The 23041-nt window shown below is 36.0% G+C and carries 16 protein-coding genes; 9 read left to right on the forward strand and 7 right to left on the reverse strand.

Translation table 11 applies throughout. From position 1 onward, the window contains the following. Positions 1-43: 43 nt before the first annotated feature. The 4 genes from F6K18_RS00390 (at position 44) to F6K18_RS00405 (ending at position 7054) form a co-directional block, all read left to right on the forward strand. Positions 44-1291 carry a glycine betaine/L-proline ABC transporter ATP-binding protein gene (locus F6K18_RS00390; RefSeq protein WP_287517595.1) on the forward strand — a complete coding sequence of 416 codons (1248 nt, stop codon included), beginning with the start codon at positions 44-46 and terminating at the stop codon, positions 1289-1291. A 268-nt stretch (positions 1292-1559) separates the two neighbouring features. Next, positions 1560-2813: a transposase gene (locus F6K18_RS00395; protein ID WP_287517598.1), complete on the forward strand. Its 1254-nt coding sequence runs from the start codon at positions 1560-1562 to the stop codon at positions 2811-2813. 425 nt (positions 2814-3238) lie between these two features. Beyond that, a complete protein-coding gene (gene proX / locus F6K18_RS00400) occupies positions 3239-5242 on the forward strand; it encodes a glycine betaine/L-proline ABC transporter substrate-binding protein ProX (RefSeq protein ID WP_287517600.1) in 2004 nt (667 codons plus the stop codon). Positions 5243-5725: 483 nt separating this feature from the next. Beyond that, complete coding sequence (locus tag F6K18_RS00405; protein ID WP_287517603.1) at positions 5726-7054, forward strand: DUF2330 domain-containing protein; 1329 nt, start codon at positions 5726-5728, stop codon at positions 7052-7054. Positions 7055-7585: 531 nt separating this feature from the next. Here F6K18_RS00405 and F6K18_RS00410 read toward each other — a convergent pair. Next, positions 7586-8173: a phycobiliprotein lyase gene (locus tag F6K18_RS00410; protein ID WP_124144600.1), complete on the reverse strand. Its 588-nt coding sequence runs from the start codon at positions 8171-8173 to the stop codon at positions 7586-7588. Between the two features lie 424 nt (positions 8174-8597). Here F6K18_RS00410 and F6K18_RS00415 point away from each other — a divergent pair, with 424 nt between their 5' ends. Beyond that, positions 8598-9434 (forward strand): pentapeptide repeat-containing protein, encoded by an 837-nt coding sequence (locus F6K18_RS00415; RefSeq protein WP_287517605.1) that lies wholly within the window; start codon positions 8598-8600, stop codon positions 9432-9434. A gap of 262 nt (positions 9435-9696) precedes the next feature. Here the strand turns inward: F6K18_RS00415 and F6K18_RS00420 are convergent, their stop codons facing one another. The 3 genes from F6K18_RS00420 to F6K18_RS00430 all read right to left on the reverse strand — a co-directional run bounded on the left by F6K18_RS00420 (position 9697) and on the right by F6K18_RS00430 (position 12084). Next, positions 9697-10641 carry a sulfotransferase gene (locus F6K18_RS00420; protein WP_287517607.1) on the reverse strand — a complete coding sequence of 315 codons (945 nt, stop codon included), beginning with the start codon at positions 10639-10641 and terminating at the stop codon, positions 9697-9699. 313 nt (positions 10642-10954) lie between these two features. Continuing rightward, a complete protein-coding gene (locus tag F6K18_RS00425) occupies positions 10955-11209 on the reverse strand; it encodes a hypothetical protein (protein ID WP_287517609.1) in 255 nt (84 codons plus the stop codon). An 8-nt stretch (positions 11210-11217) separates the two neighbouring features. Next, the gene (locus F6K18_RS00430) at positions 11218-12084 is read right to left on the reverse strand and encodes a bifunctional class I SAM-dependent methyltransferase/HIT family protein (protein WP_287517610.1); all 867 of its coding nucleotides are present in this window, start codon (positions 12082-12084) and stop codon (positions 11218-11220) included. 1405 nt (positions 12085-13489) lie between these two features. Here F6K18_RS00430 and F6K18_RS00435 point away from each other — a divergent pair. From F6K18_RS00435 to obgE, 3 genes are all read left to right on the forward strand, one after another. Continuing rightward, complete coding sequence (locus tag F6K18_RS00435; protein ID WP_287517776.1) at positions 13490-14419, forward strand: bestrophin family protein; 930 nt, start codon at positions 13490-13492, stop codon at positions 14417-14419. Positions 14420-14983: 564 nt separating this feature from the next. Continuing rightward, positions 14984-15706, forward strand: a complete 723-nt coding sequence (locus tag F6K18_RS00440; RefSeq protein WP_287279334.1) for a Mo-dependent nitrogenase C-terminal domain-containing protein — start codon at positions 14984-14986, stop codon at positions 15704-15706. Between the two features lie 685 nt (positions 15707-16391). Then, entirely contained in the window at positions 16392-17420 is a 1029-nt protein-coding gene (gene obgE, locus F6K18_RS00445) for a GTPase ObgE (protein ID WP_287517613.1), read from the forward strand. Positions 17421-18493: 1073 nt separating this feature from the next. On the opposite strand, the gene F6K18_RS00450 is transcribed toward obgE, so the two are convergent. Then, complete coding sequence (locus F6K18_RS00450) at positions 18494-19204, reverse strand: Tfp pilus assembly protein FimT/FimU (protein WP_287517615.1); 711 nt, start codon at positions 19202-19204, stop codon at positions 18494-18496. A 620-nt stretch (positions 19205-19824) separates the two neighbouring features. Between F6K18_RS00450 and F6K18_RS00455 the strand changes: the two genes are divergently transcribed. Then, positions 19825-21009, forward strand: a complete 1185-nt coding sequence (locus F6K18_RS00455) for a transposase (protein WP_287517616.1) — start codon at positions 19825-19827, stop codon at positions 21007-21009. A 60-nt stretch (positions 21010-21069) separates the two neighbouring features. On the opposite strand, the gene F6K18_RS00460 is transcribed toward F6K18_RS00455, so the two are convergent. Then, positions 21070-21684: a type II secretion system protein gene (locus F6K18_RS00460; protein ID WP_287517618.1), complete on the reverse strand. Its 615-nt coding sequence runs from the start codon at positions 21682-21684 to the stop codon at positions 21070-21072. Positions 21685-21859: 175 nt separating this feature from the next. Next, the gene (hpsC, locus tag F6K18_RS00465) at positions 21860-22750 is read right to left on the reverse strand and encodes a hormogonium polysaccharide secretion pseudopilin HpsC (protein ID WP_287517621.1); all 891 of its coding nucleotides are present in this window, start codon (positions 22748-22750) and stop codon (positions 21860-21862) included. Positions 22751-23041: the final 291 nt, after the last annotated feature.

Genomic DNA, 23041 nt, shown 5'->3' on the forward strand with positions numbered 1-23041 from the left:
TAATTAATTTCCATTAACTTAGAATCAATAATTACATAAAAATATGCCACCCAAAATAATTATAAAAAATCTAATTAAAATTTATGGCAAAAAACATCTTGCTGCTCTTAAGTTGTTTCGGGAAGGTAAGACAAGAGATTATATACTGCAATCTACAGGGAATGTATTAGGATTGGCCGATATATCTCTTGAGATTAATCAAGGGGAAATATTTGTATTAATGGGGTTATCGGGTTCAGGAAAATCTACCCTGGCTCGATGTATTAATCGTTTGATTCATCCTACTAGCGGACATATTTATATTGATGATGAAGATGTTGCTCATGCTGATGAGACACGAATGCGAGAAATACGACTGAATAAAGTTTCAATGGTGTTTCAACGCTTTGGGTTGTTTCCTCATAAAACAGTTGTTGAAAATGTAGAGTATGGACTAAAAGTGCGGGGAGTTGAACGAATTAATCGTCGCCAGAAAGCACTAGAAACTTTAGAAGTTGTGGGTTTAGCTAAATGGGCAGATTATAAACCAACCTCTTTGAGTGGGGGAATGCAGCAACGAGTGGGTTTGGCCCGTGCTTTGGCTACTGATGCAGAAATTTTATTAATGGATGAAGCTTTTAGTGCCCTTGACCCATTGACTAGAGGAGAGATGCAGGATGAATTATTGCGACTCCAGAAAGAATTACACAAAACTATTGTGTTTATTAGTCACGATATTCAAGAGGCTTTGAAACTAGGCGATCGTATTGCTGTAATGAAGGCAGGGGCAATTGTTCAATTGGGGACACCAGAAGAATTACTCACTCAACCAAAAGATGACTATATTACTGCTTTTATCCAAGAGGTAAATCCTGCCCAATTTATTACGGTAGGTTCTATTATTAATAAAACTGTTTCTCTGAGGATTGGTCAAGATTCTGTTGGTTCTGGGCTGAAAAAAATGTTAGACCATAATCTCCAAGTTATGTATGTGGTTGATGGACAGAATAAACCTATTGGTTTGGTCAAAAAAGAACATTTAGAAACGAGTCTTAAGCAGGAATATGTGGTTGATAAACACAATAAACCTATTGATTTGGTGAAAAAAGAACATCTAGAAACGAGTCTCAAACAGGAAAACGAAGATATTATGGCGATTATAGAAACTGATTTTCCTATAATTGATGCTTCTGCTCATCTAGAAAATATTTTTCACCTTTACAAACAAGGATTTCCTGTGGCGGTAGTTGATGGAGAAAAAGAGTTTAAGGGTATGGTAGAAGCTTCTGATGTAGTTACAAGTTTGAGATGAAAAATTACTTAAGAAACATCAACTACTCCTTAACAAATTTCTTGAAAGCTCTTTAAGAAAAAGAAAGGGTAGTTTTGCATCTGTAATATTTAAGAGCAAAATTTGGTATTTACCCAAATATTTATTATCCCAAAATACTATCTAACTAGATACGGTCTCGGGGTCTCCCGTTATAATCTGCGATTTAACGGGAGGGGAATTGCCGACAGTGAATGAAACAGGTGTCCATTGCTGTTCAAATCTAGCGCTAAATAGTAGTATAAAAATTATGATAATTACTCATTGCTACAAAATTAAGCCCACTCCTGAACAGTCAGTCAAAATTGATTATTGGCTAGAACTGTTGCGAAGACATTGGAATTATGCTCTAGGTCAACGTTTAGACTGGTTAAATAGAACCAGATGTCAAATTGACCGTTGTTCATTAATTTCATGTCCTATTGGTGAAATTTCTAGTAGGCCAGATTATTATTTTCAGCAATCAGCACTTAAACAGACAAAAAAGTTATTTCCTGACTACAAAGAAATATATTCAGAAGTTCAACAAATTAATTTACAAAGACTAGATAAAGCTTGGAAACGTTGGCTAATACCTGACAAAAAGGGTAAACGTGGAGGAAGGCCAAGATTTAAAAAATTAGGGTTTTTAAAGTCATTTTGTTTCAGTAGAGTTAATCATCCCAAGGCAGCAATAAAATTTGATGGAAAACAAATAATTATTAGTAGGTTTGGTACTATGAGAGTCATAGTTCATAGACCAATACCAGATGGGTTTACGATGAAAACTGCAACTATAACCAAAAAAGCTGATGGTTATTATGTAAGTTTTAGCTTAGAAGATAAGTCAGTTCCTAGTTTGATTTCTACAGATAATATCAAAACAGGTGTAGGTATTGATGTAGGCTTAAAAGAGTTCTTAACTACCAATACTGGCGAGACAGTTTCTGTACCTAAATTCTATAGAAAATCTCAATCTAATTTAGCAAGAAAGCAAAAAAAAGTATCTAGAAAAGAAATAGGGTCAAATAACTGGAAAAAGGCACAGAATAGAATAGCTAGACTACATCAACATATAGCCAGACAAAGAGAAGATTTCCACTATAAGACTGCTCATAAATTAGTTAAAGAATATGAGTTAATTGCTGTTGAAAACCTTAACATTAAAGGTTTAGCCAAAAACACGAAACTATCAAAATCAATTTATGATGTAGCCTGGGGAGCTTTTATTGAAAAGTTGAATGCAGTGGCGGTAAAACGCGGTGTTCATATAATAAAAGTTAATCCTCACAATACATCACAAAATTGTAGTAATTGTGGTCAAAAAGTACCTAAAACTTTGTCAGTTAGAACTCATTCTTGTCCTAAATGTCAAGTAGTTTTAGATCGGGATGAAAATGCAGCAATTAACATATTAAATAAAGCGTTAAACGAGGTGGGTATCATCTTGTCTGCTTGTGGAGGCTTAGATATTGATCGGCCTGTGAAACAAGAAACTTCTTTGTTTGAGAAGCTCCCGTTATAATCTTTGATTTAACGGGAGAGAACTTCACAATACTATCCAAAGTAAATTGAAAAATTAGGGAAAAACACTATATCTAGTAAACAAAAACTATAACGTCTTATATATGTAGCGTTGAAGACTCAAAAAATTATCTGTTTTGAGCATTGATGCCAAAATATTACCCAAAATAAATGGAAAAATCAGGTAAAAACACTATATCTAGTAAAGAAAAACTGTAACGTCTTATATATGTAGCGTTGAGTCCTCAAAAAATCATCTGTTTTGAGAACTGATGCCAAAATATTAATTTCAAGCCAGAGTAATATAAATATAAATTAAATAGCTTCCTACAGACTATTTATCAACCACTTTAGGAGGAAGATATCTGTAAGTCCCTGCTACCTAAAGATTTTAATAAAACCTAACAGGAAAGGAGTTAGTAAATAGTGTTCAAATTATTTCCCATATCAAATTACTTTATAACCACAACTCAAGGAGGATTAGACAACATATTTAATCCTTTCCAGTTTTACACTTTACCCTTAGACGAATGGGTTAACAATACTGTTAATTTTCTAGTTGACAACTTTCGTCCCCTATTTCAAACCATCAGCTTACCCATAAAAAATACTCTGGAAATAATTAAATCTGGTTTTCTAGCTATTCCCCCCTTGATTTTTCTCATAATTATTGCCCTGCTAGTCTGGCAAATAGCAGGAAGAAAAATAGCCATCTACAGCATCATCGCTCTTTCTATAATTGGTTTTTGTGGCGCTTGGGAAGCAGCAATGGTTTCCCTGGCCCTAGTTCTAACAGCCGTAATATTTTGTATGTTAGTGGGTATCCCTTTAGGTATTCTTAGCGCCATTAGCGATCGCTTCAACAAAATATTACGTCCCCTCCTAGATGCCATGCAAACTCTTCCCAGTTTCGTCTACCTAGTACCCGTAGTAATGTTATTTGGAATTGGAGAAGTTTCCGGTATTATTGCCACATTTGTGTTTGCAGTCCCCCCTCTAATTCGTCTGACAAATCTGGGCATTAGGCAAGTTTCTCCAGAAGCAGTAGAAGCAGCCTTAGCTTTTGGCTCAACTCCCCAACAAGTCTTATTAGAAGTACAAATTCCTTTAGCTTTACCTACCATTTTGGCTGGCACAAACCAAGCAATTTTATTAGCCTTATCAATGTCAGTTGTCACCTCAATGATTGGGGTAGAGGGATTAGGACAAATGGTATTGCAAGGTCTGGGTCGTTTAAATGTTGGATTAGCTGCTGTAGGTGGTTTGGGTATTGTTTTAATTGCGGTGATGCTCGACCGTATCACTCAAGCTATTAGTCAGGGAAATGTTCTTTCTTGGCAAGAGCGAGGTTTAATTGGATGGTGGCGGTCTCGTGGCTTTTCCAAAAAAAAAGGCACAACTCTAGGGATAAGTATTTTGGTTGCTTTGCTGGTTGGTGTTACTGGCTGGCAATTAATGTCCCAAACTACTATAAACTCAAAAAATCAACCATTGCCAGGGAATGGAATTATTGTCCGGTCTACTTCTGGTCTGGAAACATCCGGTATATTTATTACAGAAATTGTGAATATTGGGCTGAAGAAATTAGGCTATCAGGTGAAAGGACCAAAACAATTGAATGTTCCGGCAATGCACATTGCTGTTAGTAATGGTGATGTGGATTTTACTGGTGTCCATTGGCAAGTTGGGCACAAAGAATTTTTTGACAAGAATGGTGGAGAAGATAAGTTAGAACGGGTTGGAACGCTGACTTCTGATTGTCAAGCGGGGTATCAGATAGATAAACAAACCGCTGAGAAATATAATATTACTGATTTATCACAACTTAAAGATCCAAAAATTGCTAAACTTTTTGATTCAGATGGTGATGGTAAGGCTAATTTAATCGGTTGTACTGCTGGTTGGATGTGTGAAAGAATAATAAATCATCATTTACAGGTTTACGGACTTGAAGATACTGTTGAGCAGATTGAAGGAGATTATTCTTCTTTAATGATAGATGCTTTGACCCGTTATCGAGAAGGTCAACCAATTCTTTATTTTACTTGGACTCCTCATTGGTTAGCTTCAATTTTAAAAGTTGAGGAGGATGTGGAATGGTTGAGTGTTCCTTTTACATCCTTATTAGAAACTCAGGGAAACTTCACCGTAGAAGATACTTCAGTTAATGGAAAAAATCTTGGTGTTCCAGTCGATAGAGTTGGGATATTAGCAAATAAGAATTTTTTGCAGGATAATCCAGTTGTTCAAAGTTTATTTAAACAGATTGAAATTCCTCTAGAGGATGTTAATTTTCAACAGGAAAAAGTTAAAAATGGGGAGAATAAACCTGTAGATATTCGCCGTCACGCTGAAGAATGGGTTGCTAGTCATCAAGAACTATTTGATAGTTGGTTGTCAGTAGCTTTAAACTACCAGGCATCAAATTAAACATTTATGATGCTGGCTTTTCGTAGCCCTCCAGTATATCCCACCTAATAAACCAGATAATTTAACTAATACCAAATCCGCTTGTTAAAGTGCTACTTTAACATTTTTCTCTAGTTCTTCTTGTTGCCTTTTGCCTGTTGCTTCTCTCAGCAATAACGCTTCTAATTAAACCAAATTTAATATAAAAGACAAATAAGCAATCTCCTGGATTTTTACTCTAGTATTCGAGCAATTTTGGAGAGTTAACGATGAACCACCGATGGATCAAATACCCCCTTGTTTTGTTGTGCGTCTTGTTGATTTTTCTGACTGTCACCCCTGCTGCTTGCGCATTTTGTGGCTTTTTCGTTGCCCAGGCAGATAGCCAACTTTACAACTCTTCCTCTGAAGTTATAGCAGTCGAAGCAAAGATTAGGACATATTAAAAGGTTAAAACTCAGATAACGCAAGATTTTTCCTTCTTGCTTCTTCCTTCTTCCTTCCTTGTTCTGCTATATCATTGCCGACGATGGAAAGCGCAATGTTTTTTTCATGGCGAATGATTATCAAGGAGATGTCCAAGAGTTTGCCCAGATTGTTCCTATTCCAGTTGTCCCAAAACGGGAACAGGTGCGAGTTAGCAATAATGATGTTATACAAGCACTGGACAACTTTACTGCCCCTCGCCTGGTGGAATATGTTGATGAACCTTGCAGTGCAGAATATACATTATATTTATGGTTGGCGGGAATTACTACTGTAATTTCCATATCCATCTGGTTGATTCGCAACTGGGGATGGGGAGTATTTTTAACTATATGTTTCTTGCTCGGTTTACTGATTACCGTTAGTTTACCTTCTTTATTCTTAACTCAAGCTAACAAAGGTGGATTTAGCGGTGAGCAAGCTTTGAATGTTGTTACTGTAGAAGACCAATTTACTGTTGGAGAATATGATATTGCTATTCTCAGTGCTATTGAGTCTAACAGTCTGACAGATTGGTTGGTTAACAATGGTTACAAAATCCCAGCCAAGGCTGAACCTATGCTGCAATCCTATATCCAGCAAGGGATGAAGTTTTTTGTGACTAAAGTCAACTTGGAAGCTTTTCAGAAACAAGGCTATGGGTTTTTACGGCCCATCGTATTAGATTATAAATCCGATCAATTTATGCTTCCTATTCGTTTAGGAACCCTAAATGCAGTAGCTGACCAAGATTTAACTGTTTATATCCTTTCACGAGACACGAATAAATTTGCAGAAGTTGCCAACTACCGCACACTTTTAATTCCAACCGATGCTAAATCAAAGTCTAATCAAATATCAACAGAAGAGTTGCCAGAATTTATTAGAGATGATTTTGGCAACTTTTATCAATCCCTATTTCAGAAAGAATATGAGCGATCGGGTCAAAATGCAGCATTTTTGGAATATGCTGGCCCACTACCAATTAGGCGTAGTCTGAAATGCGATCCGTGTCTTTCCCCACCCTTATACAAATTTTTAGGGTTACCAGAGTTATTGAAGCAGGAGAGTTTGGAAGACTTCTATACAGTTACTAGGCTGCATATCCGCTACAATGAGCAAAATTTTCCCCAAGATTTGATATTCCGGGAAGTCAGTGACCAAGATATCTTATTACAAGCGAAAGAAGAGGGTAAAATTTTTAGTTCATCGCCTGTTTTGTTTCAGGGGCGTTATGTTATTCGTCGGCCTGCTGATGGTGCTTTTTACCTTTCAGGATTCCACTATCGCAGTTTTAGAAACCAGTGGGCAGATAATCTCGCTAAATTAACAGGCTGGAATTTGCAAGAAATCAAGAAAAAAATGTAATAGAGACCAGGGATTTTGGTTAATTTTTTATGGGAAATTTTTTATTGGAAATTATCTCTAGCAGCATTTTTTTGAATCATTTCCTCTAAATTGTTTGTAATACCATTTTCAAAAAAGAATGTTACGAATAATAACCGTGATTAAAATACTTTAAAGGAGATGTCCTTTGACAGAAAAGAGAATTTTCTAGGTCAAAACTGGTATTGAAGCCATTCCCATACGACTCCTGAGGACTGACTCCTAAGAAATATCCTAACTACTTGTAGAAAAAATTTATCAATTTGTATAAGTAATACAATGACTCTCAGAGCAATAATTCATCAAAATTCACACCATTTATTAAACCCCCCCATAGCAATTTTAAATAATTTGTAAAAAATCCCGAAATAAATTAAAAATTAGAAAGTATGACCCCGGTTTTATGTTTCCTAATTCGATATTAGACTTGTGGATTGATATGGTAAAAAATTGCCAAAACTCTTGGCGTAGTTTGAGCGTTTTTTTCAATCTATTTAGCAACAAATCTATTGTTTAGGATGAGATTCTAGCAGAATTTTTTTGAATCATTTCTTCTAATTGTTTGCGAGTAATACAACGACGTTCGGAGCAATAGGCCATCAAATTAACACCATTCATCATTCGCACTGTACTAACTCTGACTCGAAAATCATCTGTCAGAAACCAACAACGTTCTTGTCCTTGGTTTCTTTCATATTCTGTGTCAATTGTCAAGACTCCATCCGTGGCAAAATGATATCTACCCACTACAGGAATACCTTCAACATAACCACGATTACGCAAAAATTTTCCAGTTAAGCCTGTTTGAGAATCAGGAATATCTACTAAAATAGCAGCATAATTTGGATTAGGTTCATCATCATCTAAATTATCTTGCCAGTTAAAACTTGCACCACCTGTTGCTAAAGCTGGATTTAAATTTTGTTGTTCACAAACTTCCAAAACTTTAGGGTCATCTTTTGTTAAAACTTTGACGATTAAATTAGATTTCCCTGACTCATCTTGAACAGAATCAAAATGATGAACAGTACGTTGAGAAAACCATATTCCCTCACTTTTGAGAAAAAAATCCATCATTGTCATTGGTGGTGTGAATTTCATTTTTTTTGTCTCTAAATTTTTGTTAACATCTCAGATATTTATTAGTTAAGGATAAATCAATAAAAATCTAATTGAGAGTCATAAAATTATAGGATAAATCAAATAGACATCTCCTCCACCCATAGGGAGTAGGTCGTAGGGACGTTACATGCAACTACAGAGTAGAAAAAAATAATTGATAATTTCTGTGCAATAGTTGATTTTATTTTTTATGGCCGGAGATTTCTAATATATACTTTAGCCTTTTATAGATATAGCAATCACCGAATCGGATGTGATAATTTTATTGCTTCAGTGTTTCTCATTGCCAGCTCCGGTATTCCCTAAAAATCTACAATATCTCACAACTCAAATAAGATTGATATATCTAATTAATATATAATTAACTAAAATCTTTATACATAGCAAACTCTCCTCAAACAAAATGCAGTTTCAATCAGCTACAGAAATTATTCAAGCTTATCAACAAGACAAAAATCTGACAGGTAGTAACCTACAAGGTATAGATATCAGTAAAATTGAACTATATCAAGTTAATCTGAGTCAAAGCAATTTACAACAGGCCAATCTAAATAATACAATCCTCATTGGAGCTAACTTGAGTGAAGCAAACTTAAGTGGAGCAAATCTTAAAGGTGCTGATTTACGAGGGGCAAATCTTCAGGGAGCAAATTTGAGTGGAGCAGATTTAACTGATGCATATCTCAATAGAACTGAATTACAAAAGGCTAACTTGACTAATGCTAATTTGGCAGGAGCTAAATTACAAGTAGCTTACTATAATAGTGAAACAATTTGGCCTGAAGGATTTGCTTATAAAAAATCAGGAGCAGTTGGACCAGGAGCTGATTTGAGTGGAGCTTTTTTAAATACAGCTTACCTCCGAGGAGCTGACCTTCAAGGGGCAAATCTGCGGGGTGCTTATCTGAGTGGTACTGACTTGACAGGTGCTAACTTGCAAGGTGCAGCTCTTAGTGGTTCTAATATGAAGGGAGTTTTTTTATTAGGTGCTAATTTGCGTGATGCTCGACTTAATGGGGTAGAGTTAGAGGGGGCAGATTTGCGTGCTGCTGATTTGACTGGGGCGAGTTTAGATAATATTCCTAGTATTGCTGGAGTTGATTTTACTTTGGTACAGGGATTGAGTGACTCTGCTAGAGCTATGTTATGTGCATATTCTGGCAAAGATTTGGGAACCTGGAATTCTTTTACTCGTACTAATACTAAAAGTAGTTTATTCTCTAATTTAACTGATGTTTAATCTAGGTTCAACAATTAATAATGAATAATTAATAATTAATAATTACCTCTCCTTGAAAAGAAGAGGATTGACTAATAATGAAAATTTTTCTTTATTATCCCCTTAAAAGGGGAGGCTTTAAACCACAATTTTTCGGTAAAAAAGAAGGAAGAAGAAAGAAGGAAAAACCTGGCTTTGTCTGAGTTTTAAGCTTTTGATATTTTCTCACCTTTCCTGAGACTGCTATATCAAATATTTATCTAATTGGAACTATGCTGCTGAACTATTTGATCCTAAGTAAACTTTTAATTTGCTGATTAATTTGATTTCTTTTATTTTCAGAAAAGTAAATTTTTAGTGACTTTGGTAGTAATTTGAATAAAGGAGTATTTAAAGGATATCTCAGACGAATCATCTGAAACCAAGGTACTGCTTCAATATCAAATATCATAGATGGTGATAATTCAGATTGCCATTGATTAATGAGTTTAGGATTTAAAGGTTGTCTAATATTAATTTTCCAAGGTTCTCTGTCAACATTAACTAAATTGTTATTTATTGTATGAAATTCTAGCATTTGTGCCTCAAATTCAACACCTATAAAATTGCATATTTTTTTGAGTGTTTGTTCTGGATAAAGTACCAGTTTTTCATAATTTATCGTCATAATTGAGTATTTTATATGAGTTGGTAAGTTGTCGATGAGGATCATATTTCTATGCCATACTCGTGTATCATCTATGACATTTCCACTAGACCAAGGAACTTTTCGCCAAGAATTAACAACAGCTCTAGGATCGCGGACAATATGTATAAATAATGCTGAGGGAAAAAACTTGTAAATCATTTCTATATATCGGAGATGCTCCGGGGTTTTTTCTCCTACTATTGATGTTTTTTTTAATTCCGCAAATTTTTCTAATAAAAGATTGAATAAACTACCATAGTCTCTTGTGATACTCAAAGCTGCTTGACGAAAATCATCTGCATTAAGCCCCATTTCTGCAAATACGGGCTTTTTAACTATATCATAAATTAATTTATGATAATTTTGGTCATTAGATAAGTTTTTGTATAATCTTCTTTTTCCCCAAAATTTTTTCACAAAATTAGTTTCAGGAGCGATCGCTATCTGGGAATGAGCATTTAATATTTGTTGTAGCAAAGTTATTCCAGAGCGCGGAGTACCCACTAAAAAAATCCTTTTTTTTACAGTATGCTGATTCATTGATTTTATATTTAAAAAAATTAGTTAGTCTCAAAATTATACAATGGAAAAATTTATACTTTTATAGCAGTTGAAAGAAAGGTTATACCAGTTTGATAAATATTTTCTACAAATAGCTAGACTATTTCTTAGGAGTCAGTCCTCAGTCCTCAGTCCTCAGGAGTCACACGGGAATGGCTTTAATATCATTTTTGAGGTCGGAAGTTATCTTTTTAATCAACAGGACATCTCTCAAAAAGTATTTTAATTACTCAAATTATTCGTAACATTCTTTTTTGAAAATGGTATTAGAACATATCAAAAGCTTAAAACTTTAGACAACACAATGTTTTTCCTTCTCTCCTAGATAACTAAAGCCTTCTTCCTTCTTCTTTCTTCTTTTCTTTACCGAAAAATTGTGGTTGAAAGCATCCTCTTTTAAGAGGATAAAAGCGGTCGTTAGCGTAGCTTCCCGTAGGGTGGGATGGCGAGGTCCCCTCGCCATATCCAATCGACCAAGAGAAGAAAAATTGTCATAATTAGTCAATCCTATCCGTTTTAAAGGAGAGGTAATTCTAAATTCGCGCATTCTTAATTCTAAATTATTGAATTCTTTGACACAACAAATCTCATTCCTCCCTTAACTCTTGAAGTATCTTCCTGATACCGAGGGATAACATGAATATTTGTGTGCATCATTTTTTGTCCTCCGGCACGATTAACATTTATCCCTACATTAAACCCATCCGGATTATATTTTTCCTGTAAAATTTTCTGTACCTGATTTACCATTAACCAACAGTCTAATTGTTCTTCTACAGGTAACTCAAAATAATTTGCTAGATGACGCTTAGGTATAACTAAAGTATGCCCTTTTGTAACTGGATAGCCATCAAGTATTGCATAAGTTTTTGCTGACTCTGTAATTAACTGTAAATTTTTACGCGGGTTACAAAATAAGCAATTGTTTGTGGAATTTTTTTGCTGATTATAATGAATATATTCATAAATTTCACACAACTCATCTGTGTGGATAGATTTAAAAGGTAAATTAACTAAACACTGATAAGTTGGTTTTTTGTGTATATAATGCTCTCGAAAACCCTCACGCTTCAAACCTCTTCTAACAGAGTAATAAGCTTTACCTCCAGGTTTTAATAATTGTGAAACTTCCATCAAAACTTGAGTTTGTGCTTGGTCAAATAAAACATTTAATACATAAAAACAGAGAATAGTATCAAATTTTGTCTGGGGATATTGTGGAAAATAATAAGGGTCATAACCAGTGACTGAAAAGTTTTTTTGTTGTAGTAGTTTAACATCATTACCAAAACCACAGCCAAAGTCGAGAATTTTACCAACTAGCAGATTTTTATCTAGCAATAATTGAGCTGGAAATGAAATAAATTTACGCTCTTTAGCAGTAAGGTGGCTATATTGGTTTGATTGTTTATTGGTAAACAAGGATACTTTTGTGATGAAGTAATGCAGAATACAATAATTGTAGTTGGTAATTGGTAATTGGTAATTGGGAAGGCGCTAAAACAACTTCGCTCTTTATTGAATGGCAGAGAATGTCAAACTTCTCAATAAAATCTGAGTACTGAATCCAGATCACAACTGATTATTTAGAATCAATTAGCAATCCGGAATGATTTATGAGAATTTTATTACTTCGGTATTCCCTGTTCCATCACAGATAACAGGAGTACCCTACCAGGTGCGTCTGTCGCATCCCACGGGGTCACACCACTATTCCTGAAAAGTCTAGAATATTTCACAATTAAAATAAGATTGCTATAGATTTTTGACAATCTAATGATTCTCAAAAAAGGAATAGAAAATGGTGGATGGTTGAAAATAATTTTTGTGATTAAAAATGACAATAAATTTTGAGTAACTCATCGATAAATACTATATTTATAGCATGGTGATTTCATTCTAGATTTTGGCAATGAATTTATTGATTTTCAGACGGCGAAATATAGATTTCCTCAAGCTTGGAATAACGTAGTTTCGTCAATACATAAAATCGCACAGTTTAGAATGAAACAGCTCAGTATTTATAGAGAATTTTAACAGTATATGGGTAATCGAATTATAGGTTTTTCATTAAAAAACTTCATAAAGAATAAAAATTACATTTTACCGAATAATTAATGATTAATGATTAATCATTAAATAATTCTGGTTTAAATCCTCCCCTTTCAAAGAGAAAAAAAGCGGTCGATCTTCGTAGCTTCCCGAAGGGTGGGATGGCGATCTTCGGAGCGGGTCTGCCAGAACGGGTCTCCTCGCCATATCCAATCGACCAAGAGAAGAAATAATATTTCCTTACATTCAATCAAGGACGGTTTTAACCAGAGGTAATTATCAATTATCAATTATCAATTAATGAACGCCTTGGTATTTACAAATTACTCAAAGCTTTATTTAGTCAGATTTTTCCCTAGTATACCTCATACCAATCCGATGGCTTTTCTAACCTAATCTTAGCCCATAGCAATATAAACAACATACGGCAATTGATGAATCAGTAAACAAACATAAAACAAAATATTCTTGCTTATACTTATCTATATAATTTGTTCAATTATTTGAATATAGCAGTCTACAGATAAATTAAACATAAGCATCTGCATAGAATTAGTTACCTACTCTAATTTTCTGTAAATTTTGTAGCAAAAAGGTTTGAATGACGGAAAATGTGCAATTAATTTTGTTTAATTCCTATTAAGAATTTTCCTCAACTAAAAAAATCCCAATCAATGAATAAGAATTAATAACTAATTTTAATACCAACTTATAATATATTTTTCCTATTTCCTATACCCTTTCAGCAATCACAATATATTTGAAGGTTAAGCCAATGGAAGACCCCAGAAAAAGCTGGTTCCATATAATTTTTGACTTTAAAAGTTCAGTCATTCCCAATATTTGGCTCAGAGTATTGGTAATCATGGTATTTGCCCTTTTAGTTACTATAGCTCATGGTAATAATTTGCCCATGAATCAGCCAATTTTAGGTAGTATTATTCCAGGAATAGTCCTTGGTTTATTGCTAGTTTTTAGAACTAATACTGCTTACGATCGCTATTGGGAAGGTCGGAAATTAATCGGACTTATTTCTAAAAATTGCTGCATTATGGCAAAAAATATCATAGTGTTTGTTCCTGATAATAACAGTGAAGATTACGCTCAAAAAATATCTTACATCAAACTATTAATTGCTCTTTTTATTGCGGTCAAACTTCAAGTCAGAAAGGAAAAAGTTAACGAAGAAATAAAAAAATATCTCTCTGAAGTTCAGTGTTTAGAATTGAATAGCAGTAATAATATGCCTCTACAAATTACTAAATGGTTAACAATATACTTTGATAGACTTGCAAAAAATAGTTCTATCAATGAATTGACTTTAATCAGTTGGAATCAAAAAATAGAAGAAATTTTTATCGCTTTTGGAGGTTGTCAAAGAATTGCTACAACACCTATTCCGAAAGCTTATTCTATTCATTTAAAGCATTTATTGCTCATCTATTGCTTTGCCATTCCTTTTCAATTTGTTGCAGAATTAAGTTGGTGGACTATTCCTATGTCAGGTATTATTAGTTTTGCTCTATTAGGAATAGAAGCCATTGGTCTAGAAATAGAAAATCCTTTCGGTTATGACAGTAACGATCTTCCTATAGATAATATAGGCAAGAAAATGACAGAGGATATTTTAGAACTAATCAACTCTGGTTCTTTTAATAATTCTGAATTATGGGAAGGTTGGGTAAGTTTGCAAGAAATAAGTTAGATGATTTGTTTGTAGAGAACAAGCAAGAAGAATTAACTTTTCCTTTTGGGTAATATAGCAATCCGCGCATAGGTTGCGGGTAATCAAAAAGTAAATAAAAAAACTGAAACTCTTACCAGTTAAGTGTTCCCAGTTAAGTGTTCCCTAAAAAGCAGTAAGATTTTTGACACGAATAAAATAGGATTGCTATAGCTAAAGATCGTAATCATTATCATTTTCTTTGTGGGTTTAATACCCCACCGTCAACGGGGGTGTTCACGCATTACTTGGGGGAGCGTAGACGCGGAGCGGCCCTTCGTTGACTATCCCCATGTAATTTTTCTCCTGTCTCCTGTCTCCTGTCTCCTGTCTCCTTCTTCAATTTTCATAAAGTGATGTAGCAATCACTACTAAAATCATCATAAATAAAGTTTAAATAAATCAGAAACTTTAGGATTTTAGGCTGGAGATGGTGAGATAAAATATTAAGTAATAGCTCCCATACCAACTTAATTTGTAATTGGTTTTAGGAGTTAGTCAAAAAACTGTATTTGTTGTAGTTAGATATTAATCAGAGGTTAAGCCATGACTAGCATCGTCAAATCTCCCCTAAACAAAGAACAAACTACAACCTGGTTAAGAGGACTAATGACCGTTGCTTATGCTGATGGGGAATTAGATGTGACAGAGAAAGATTTATTTGACCACTTTAGTCACGAAGAGTTTGCTTCTAAAATTGAAATCTCAGAATTACAACCCATTAATCCAGATGATTTAGCTAGGGTACTGGGAGAAAATCCTACCATAGCAGAAAATTTTATGAGAACTGCGGTAATGGTAGCCTTGGCAGATGGAATTTATTCTATTACTGAGGATGACATACTTCATAGATACTGTAACGCTTTAGGACTAAAGGTTAAAGCTTTAGATGCCCTGAGAAAAAATCTGGAAAAAGCCAAGGAACAAGCAACAGAAGATGATTTAGACAGTTGGATTGAAGAAACAGAACATACTGGCACTTTCATTATTCCCCACGACCCCGAACATCATCAAACTGTACTCGCTCCGATCAAAGACTGGTTGGATGGATGGGATATCCATGACCCAAAAGTGGCTCACATGGTATGTAAAATGATTCCCCCTCAATGTCCTTTTGAGCGAGATATTGTGATTTTTGGTAAGAAAGTAGCCCACATTCCAGCTATGTGTAAACTTAACCCACTTTACGACCAGTTGGTTGGTATACGTTTTCGTGCTTTATCTTATTTGGCAGATGAATGTCAGGAGGATGTGTCTAAGTATTGTTGATGAACTGACAAGAAATTTTCTTCCTCTGTTCCTTCTTTTTTCTTATTTCCTACTGACTCCTGACTTCTGACTTCTAGCAAAAAACTGAATCGCCGACAAAGATACGGTCAGGGGTTCTATAGATATATCGAAGCGATCGCTCAACTAACAAATCACCTTACCCAAATCTCATTGTGTGAAGCTCTAGAAAAAAAGGTGGAATGTGGTGTTGCATCTCCAAAAAAATTAGTATAAGATATAATCATTGGGGGTAGTTCGCCCCTACACATGATTTTTTATTCAACTAAAAATCAGCAGGATTAACCTTATAGATATATATAGCGATCGCTCAGGTGACAAATCACCTTACCCAAATCTCATTGTGTGAAGCTCTAGAAAAAAAGGTGGAATGTGGTGTTGCATCTCCAAAAAAATTGCGATACAATATAAGCATTGGGAGTCGTTCGCCCCTACACATGATTTTTTATTCAACTAAAAATCAGCAGCATTAATCTATAGATATATATAGCGATCGCTCAACTGACAAATCACCCCACTAGAATCTCATTGTGTGGAGCTCAAAAAAAAGGGTGGAATTTAGTCTTGCATCCCGAAAAAAATTGCGATACAATATAAGCATTGGGAGTCGTCCGCCCCTACACATGATTTTTTATTCAACTAAAAAGCAGCAGCATTTCCTATAAATATGCAATTCATCGATCAAGCAGAAATTCAAGTAGAAGCTGGTAAAGGTGGCGACGGTATGGTTGCCTTTCGCCGAGAAAAATATGTGCCTGCTGGAGGCCCATCTGGTGGAAATGGTGGCCGTGGTGGCTCCGTGATTTTAGTAGCGGTTGAAAATCTTCAAACTTTGCTAGATTTTAGATTTCAGCGTATTTTTAAAGCAGAAAATGGTAAGCGTGGCGGTCCAAAAAATATGACTGGTGCTTCAGGGAGCGATCGCTTAATTGAAGTGCCTCCTGGTACGATGATTTATGATGCGGAAACTGAGGAATTATTGGGAGATTTGGTTAAACCCGGACAAAGTTTTTGTGTTGCAAAAGGTGGTAAAGGTGGATTAGGAAATAAACATTTTCTCAGCAATAGTAACCGTGCTCCTGAATATGCTTTGCCTGGATTGGAGGGTGAAACTCGAATGTTAAGATTGGAGTTGAAGCTGTTAGCTGAAGTGGGAATTATTGGGTTACCAAATGCGGGAAAATCTACTTTAATTGCTGCACTTTCTGCTGCCCGTCCGAAAATTGCTGATTATCCTTTTACTACTCTAGTACCAAATTTAGGTGTTGTGAGAAAACCGACGGGAGATGGTACTGTTTTTGCTGATATTCCAGGATTAATAGAAGGTGCTTCTGCTGGTTTGGGTTTGGGGCATGAATTTTTAAGGCATATTGAACGAACTAAATTATTGTTGCATTTGGTCGATCTTACAGATATTAATCCGGTGGATAATTTTGAGACTATTCAAAATGAGTTAAAGGTTTATGGGCGAAATTTGGAAGATAAAAATCAAATTTTAGCTTTGAATAAGGTTGATGCTGTAGATTTAGAAAGTGCAGAAATTCAGGAGTTAGTGAGTAGGTTTAGAGAGATTAATAGGGGAAAAGTTTTCCTGATTTCTGCTGTTGCGGGTATTGGTTTAAAAGAGTTGATGGAAGAAGTTTGGCAGGTTTTGGAATTGGAGGAAAATGTTATATCATGTCCGGTTAAACAGTGATAAATAAATAACTACGGAGTCCTCAGGAGTCAGGAGACAGGAGACAGGAGACAGGAGACATGGATCGGGAGCGAGGAAGTAGGAGCGGGCGTTTTGTAAGAATGATTTTTCTGCCCAACTATGCGCCTAAAATACGCTCCTTTTTGAGCGTTTTAGACTGAAACAGGCGCACTTTTTTCGTTCCCAAAAAGGCACTTGTCTTTATATAGCAATGTGCGCTGGGATATTTACAAATTACAAGAGGTGTCCAATAGCTAAAAGCCTTATATTATCGGTTTTTTATTCCCCCTTCCGGAGCTGTTGCCTCTCTTGGTGCGCATTCCCTTGCGACTGGCGTCGTCGCGGGGTCGCACCGCTGTTGCCTGTTGCCTGCGCACAGCGCTATATGTCATATCAAATCCGTTTAATTGGACATAAAAAAAATCTTCAATCGTCATAACTACCATCATCTTTGTAATTCTTTCTCCTCCTGACTCCTGTCTCCTGACTCCTGAGGACTCCTAACTTAACCATTCTATGGCTGTTTAACCGGATTTGATATCAATGCTTTTATATTTAATCAGCAGAGCAATAATTATCATTTTCTTTGTGGGTTTAATACCCCACCGTCAACGGGGGTGTTCACGCATTACTTGGGGGAGCGAATCCCCATGTAATTTTCCTCCTGTCTCCTGTCTCCTGTCTCCTGTCTCCTTCTTCAAGGCATTGCATAATTGCGGGATGATTTTGTCAGAGAGCAGAAATCATAATCCCTGTGTCCCCATGTCCCCGTGTCTCCGTGTCCCCGTGTCGGCCTCAATTATCCCAGTATTCAGCAACGCCTTAATTATGGTGTTGAGTTTCGCTTCTCTCAACCCAACCTACAAATTCTACTTCACCATTACCATGCAGGACTACCTAATTTTTTTCTTTTTTCCCTTCAAAGAAAAGGCTTTATACGTTAATCTTTTGATAATGTAGGTTGGGTAGAACGGTAGTATTAGCGGAGCTTGTCCGTGAGGATAAACCTAACACAATAATGGAGGGAAATTAGATAATGTTGGGTTTCGTTTCTCTCAACCCAACCTACTATTTTAATAGCAATATTTTCCGTCTAAAGCTTTGGCATGGTCTTTTCCAGTTCGGACTACCCCTAATAGGGTGGAAATAATCACGCACCTTTTTGGTTTGTCTTGGTTCTGGTGTTTTATGCCAATACGCCCTTTTGCTTGGATGCTAGTTTGTGTACATTGGTCAGTAGGTTTGTAAACTGGGCAACCTTTGTAATTAAAAAGGGCACGGTAAATGGGGTCTGTTTTTTTGGTAGTAACTGTATTGGTATCGGGTTTAACTATCCGGAGGGTAGTTTCATACTTGCCTTTGTCATTTGTCTGATTGTCGTCTATCTCAATACCAGGTTCTAGATATTTCCAACTTGAGGTTGATAGGTCATTGGGAGCGATCGCTGGTTTATGTAGCGCATACCTAATTACGGGTTGCCCAATAATATTGGTGGTTTCTTGGAAACTTGCCTGCCAAGCAGTTTTATCTCGTATGGCATTACGACGAGCTACAAACATGGCCTGATATATTCTGTCAGTTGAGGTGCGGAGACGGTAGTTATTGATGAATGCTAGCCATCCAGGAGTGGCGATCGCTGCCAGAATACCAATAATTAGTAAGACTAATGTTAATTCTGTGAGGGTATATCCTGCTTCTTTTTGCTTAAGTGATTTTTCTGATAGATTTTTTGCAGTAACTTTAATAATAGTTGATATTACGGAGTTTAATATTTTTACGTTCATTTCAACCCTGATTTACTGTTTTTCAATAGTTGTATCTCTCTTTACTATTTTAACAATTCATAATATCAAATCCGTTTAATTGGACATAAAAAAAATCTTCAATCGTCATAACTACCCTCATCTTTGTAATTCTTTCTCCTCCTGAGGACTGTCTCCTGACTCCTGAGGACTCCTAACTTAACCATTCTATGGCTGTTTAACCGGATTTGATATAGCAATGAGCGCTGGTATATTTACAAATTGCAGGAGGGGCAAAATAGCTAAAAGTCTTATATTATCAGCAATTTATTCCCCCTTCCGGAGCTGTTGCCAGATGAGCTGTTGCCTGCGCACAGCGCTATAATTGAACGTCAAACATGATGAATATTTTTTTGCATAAAAAATTTGCCCTGTCGTTTACCTGAAGATTTGACAGGGAAGTTATTTTGTGGTAAGCATCGGCTTAAATTAGCTAAATCGCCGATTCATCTCACGCCATAATCGCGAGATTTGGCGCGAGATGAATCGGCGGTAAATTAATGGGACGTTGAGTCCCATTAATTTACAAATATTATCCTCAAGTTTTGGTCTTTAAAAAAAACTCGTGCTATTGTGTTTTATAACCAGGGAAATTTGCCGTTATGCGGACTGCCTATCAATACAAGCTTAAACCCAACAAAGACCAAACTGCCACAATAGAGTTGTGGCTGGAATTGTTGCGTCGGCAGTACAACTATCGTTTGGGCGAGAGGTTTTTATGGTGGGAAGAGAACCGCTGTCCGGTTAATGCTTGCCCGTTAATAAAATCAATTCCTCAGCTAAAAGATCACCCAGATTATTTTTCTCAGAAAAGAGATTTAGTCAATACCAAAGACAAGTTTCCTGAGTATAAGCTAATTCATTCTCAGGTATTGCAAGATTGCATTAAGCGAGTCAAGGTAGCTTTTGATAGGTGGTTAAAAGCAGATAAAAACGGGCAAAAATTAGGAAAACCCAGATTTAAAAATAAAAGCCGTTATCGTAGTTTCACTTATCCTCAAATAAAACAGGATTGCGTTGTTAATCAAAGAATTAATCTCCCCAAAATTGGTAATGTAAAGTTAATTCAACATCGGCCTTTGCCAGAGGGTTTTCAAATTAAAACAGTCACAATTAGCCGTAAAGTGGATGGGTATTATGTAACTTTATCCATGGAGGATAAATCGGTTCCCTCATTAAATTCTCAAGTCAAACCTACATCAGAAAATACTCTGGGAATAGATATGGGACTGAAGGAATTCTTGACGACAAGCTCAGGAGAATCAGTTCCAATTCCTCAATACTATCGAAAATCTCAGCAGCGATTAAAGACTCTACAAAAACGTTTATCTAAGAAGAAAAAAGGTAGTAAAAGATGGTTGAAAGCAGTCAAAGCATTAGCCAAACAACATAAAAAGGTAGCCGACAAGCGTAAAGATTTTCATTTTAAAACAGCCAATGAATTACTATCAAAAGCGAATGTTATTGCTTACGAAAACTTAAAAATCAAAGGGCTGGCGAAAACCAGATTGAGTAAATCAATTAATGATGCTGCATGGGGACAATTTCTAACTATTTTAAATGTCAAAGCCGGAAATGCTGGGCAGAAAACTATAGCTGTGAACCCTAAAAATACTAGCCAAGATTGCTCAAATTGTGGTGAAAAAGTCCCTAAAGAATTATCCCAAAGAATTCATTCTTGCCCGCATTGCGGCATCGTAATAGATCGGGATGTAAATGCGGCGATAAATATAAAAAATAGGGCGGTAGGGCATTCCGTCTTGAAAGCTCGTAGCCCGATGCAATAGCAGGGCAGGGAAACGAGAAGCCCACACTATAGCGTCAGCTTAGTGTGGGAGTATGTCACATTATGGGCATCCTGTTCCTGTTGATTCATCAAATTCTCCTTCTGCTGTTCTCATTCCACCTAAGAGGGTTTCCACAATTGTACATCGTTTGAGTCTACCATCTGGTGTAGAAACACTAACAGCAAAAGGTAGTTCTTGGACTGGATCATCTATTTCCACTGCACCTAGATAGTTAAATTGAATTTGAAAATCTGCATCCTCTTGATAAGAGGTACATTTACCATCAGCGTCTTTGGTCTCACATTCTTGTACAAATAATTTAACCATTCCTGCCTTAATTTCACCATTAGCATTTAATTTCTGCTCAATACCTCCAGAAGTTACTGTTGGTAGGTTCACAGTAATATTAAACTCAACATTTACATCTTTCTTTTTCAACTTAGCTTGACTTTGTGCTTTCTGTAAAGCTTGTAATACTAAACTATTTACTGTACGAGTACGCTGTCTGGTGACAAAAGCATCCCAAGCAGGAGCAGCGATCGCTGATAATATTCCTATAATCAAGACTACTACTACTAGCTCTATCAGACTAAAACCAGCATCAACCTGATTATTGTGCTTAGATATTCTTGGAGAAATATGCTGTAAAAGCTTTGACAATATTGTTATTTTCATCTTACTTTAATATTTTTTATTAGACTCGATTGAATTATACTAATTGACTTCTCCGCACTTTAAAAAGACGCGGATTCTAAGCGGATGCTTGGGACGGGTTAAAACCCGTCGCGTTCGACGACCATTGGTTTCAACCAATGGCTAACCCTCACTCTTTATTTTTAGGTTTTCTCTATTATTCTTCTTCATCTTCTTCTTCAAAACCTAGATTACTAATGCTTCCCACTTGAGCAGTTACAGTTGGGCAATAGGGTGACGTTAGATCGGTTTCACAATCACTATCTTGAAATTGGCCTGGTATACGACTTTTGCTGTTACCTAAAATAGTTACCTTAGCCAGTTTATTACTAGAAGCTTCAACATCAAATTTTTCTATATGATTTACTAATACATTTCTTGCGGGAAAATCTCCATCACCCTTGATTAAGTTTTCTGGATTTTGTATCTCTCCTAAATTCTGCTCATAAAAACCATTATCGGGTGCTTCTTCCCCAACATAATTACCACCTAAATATTTGGGGTTATTACTTATTTCTACTCTTGCTATGCGCGATGATGGGCAAGGATCTTGTTCACACCAAACAGAATTAAACTCATCTATTTGATAATAAGCGACTAAGGAAAACACAAAGGTATCATTACATTGATTGGGATTAGCATCACAATCAACTGAATCATCATTATTCAGAGGAACTGCATCTTCCATATACTTACGTTTCCAGAATACAAGTTTTGGAGTACCATCATCTGTAGGTATTGCTGGAGTTGCAGCATTAGATATATCCTCAACCTGATCTGGAGTATAGATGTAAACTGCCTGACTCATCTCTTGAGCAATATAGTCTATAGCTGCTTGAATCTCCTGCTCAGTACTTGCCTTTGCTTGTTCCTTCACATCTCGGTTAAGTATATCTACAACAAAACTCAATAGAGGAATAGTGATTAAAAAAGCAATAATTGTTCCTACCAGGAGTTCTATCATTGTAAAGCCACCAGTAGATTTAGATAAAGGCGATCGCCTTTGCTGGTATTGTATTTTTAGGAGCGAGTCGAGTAAAGTTTTCATATTATTTCATCTTAGTATTTATCATTTTCTTTGTGGGTTTAATACCCCACCGTCAACGGGGGTGTTCACGCATTACTTGGGGGAGCGTAGACGCGGAGCGGCTTGTCGAAGACTATCCCCATGTAATTTTCCTCCTGTCTCCTATCTCCTGTCTCCCCTCCTGGGAGGGGTTATATCAAATCCGTTTAATTGGACATAAAAAAAATCTTCAATCGTCATAACTACCCTCATCTTTGTAATTCTTTCTCTTCCTGACTCCAGTATAGCTGTCTCCTGATATCATGTCCGGTA

It is taken from the genome of Okeania sp. SIO2C2 (genome assembly GCF_010692625.1).
Taxonomy (GTDB): Bacteria; Cyanobacteriota; Cyanobacteriia; order Cyanobacteriales; family Microcoleaceae; genus Okeania; species Okeania hirsuta.

Bases quoted from the DNA above. Each gene is read 5' to 3' on its own strand.
- F6K18_RS00390 (WP_287517595.1), top strand. From the start codon at position 44: ATGCCACCCAAAATAATTATAAAAAATCTAATTAAAATTTATGGCAAA.
- F6K18_RS00450 (WP_287517615.1), bottom strand. From the start codon at position 19,204: ATGAACGTAAAAATATTAAACTCCGTAATATCAACTATTATTAAAGTT.
- F6K18_RS00415 (WP_287517605.1), top strand. From the start codon at position 8,598: ATGCAGTTTCAATCAGCTACAGAAATTATTCAAGCTTATCAACAAGAC.
- hpsC (WP_287517621.1), bottom strand. From the start codon at position 22,750: ATGAAAACTTTACTCGACTCGCTCCTAAAAATACAATACCAGCAAAGG.
- F6K18_RS00395 (WP_287517598.1), top strand. From the start codon at position 1,560: ATGATAATTACTCATTGCTACAAAATTAAGCCCACTCCTGAACAGTCA.
- F6K18_RS00410 (WP_124144600.1), bottom strand. From the start codon at position 8,173: ATGAAATTCACACCACCAATGACAATGATGGATTTTTTTCTCAAAAGT.
- F6K18_RS00435 (WP_287517776.1), top strand. From the start codon at position 13,490: ATGGAAGACCCCAGAAAAAGCTGGTTCCATATAATTTTTGACTTTAAA.
- F6K18_RS00425 (WP_287517609.1), bottom strand. From the start codon at position 11,209: ATGCGCGAATTTAGAATTACCTCTCCTTTAAAACGGATAGGATTGACT.
- F6K18_RS00440 (WP_287279334.1), top strand. From the start codon at position 14,984: ATGACTAGCATCGTCAAATCTCCCCTAAACAAAGAACAAACTACAACC.
- F6K18_RS00420 (WP_287517607.1), bottom strand. From the start codon at position 10,641: ATGAATCAGCATACTGTAAAAAAAAGGATTTTTTTAGTGGGTACTCCG.
- F6K18_RS00460 (WP_287517618.1), bottom strand. From the start codon at position 21,684: ATGAAAATAACAATATTGTCAAAGCTTTTACAGCATATTTCTCCAAGA.
- F6K18_RS00455 (WP_287517616.1), top strand. From the start codon at position 19,825: ATGCGGACTGCCTATCAATACAAGCTTAAACCCAACAAAGACCAAACT.
- obgE (WP_287517613.1), top strand. From the start codon at position 16,392: ATGCAATTCATCGATCAAGCAGAAATTCAAGTAGAAGCTGGTAAAGGT.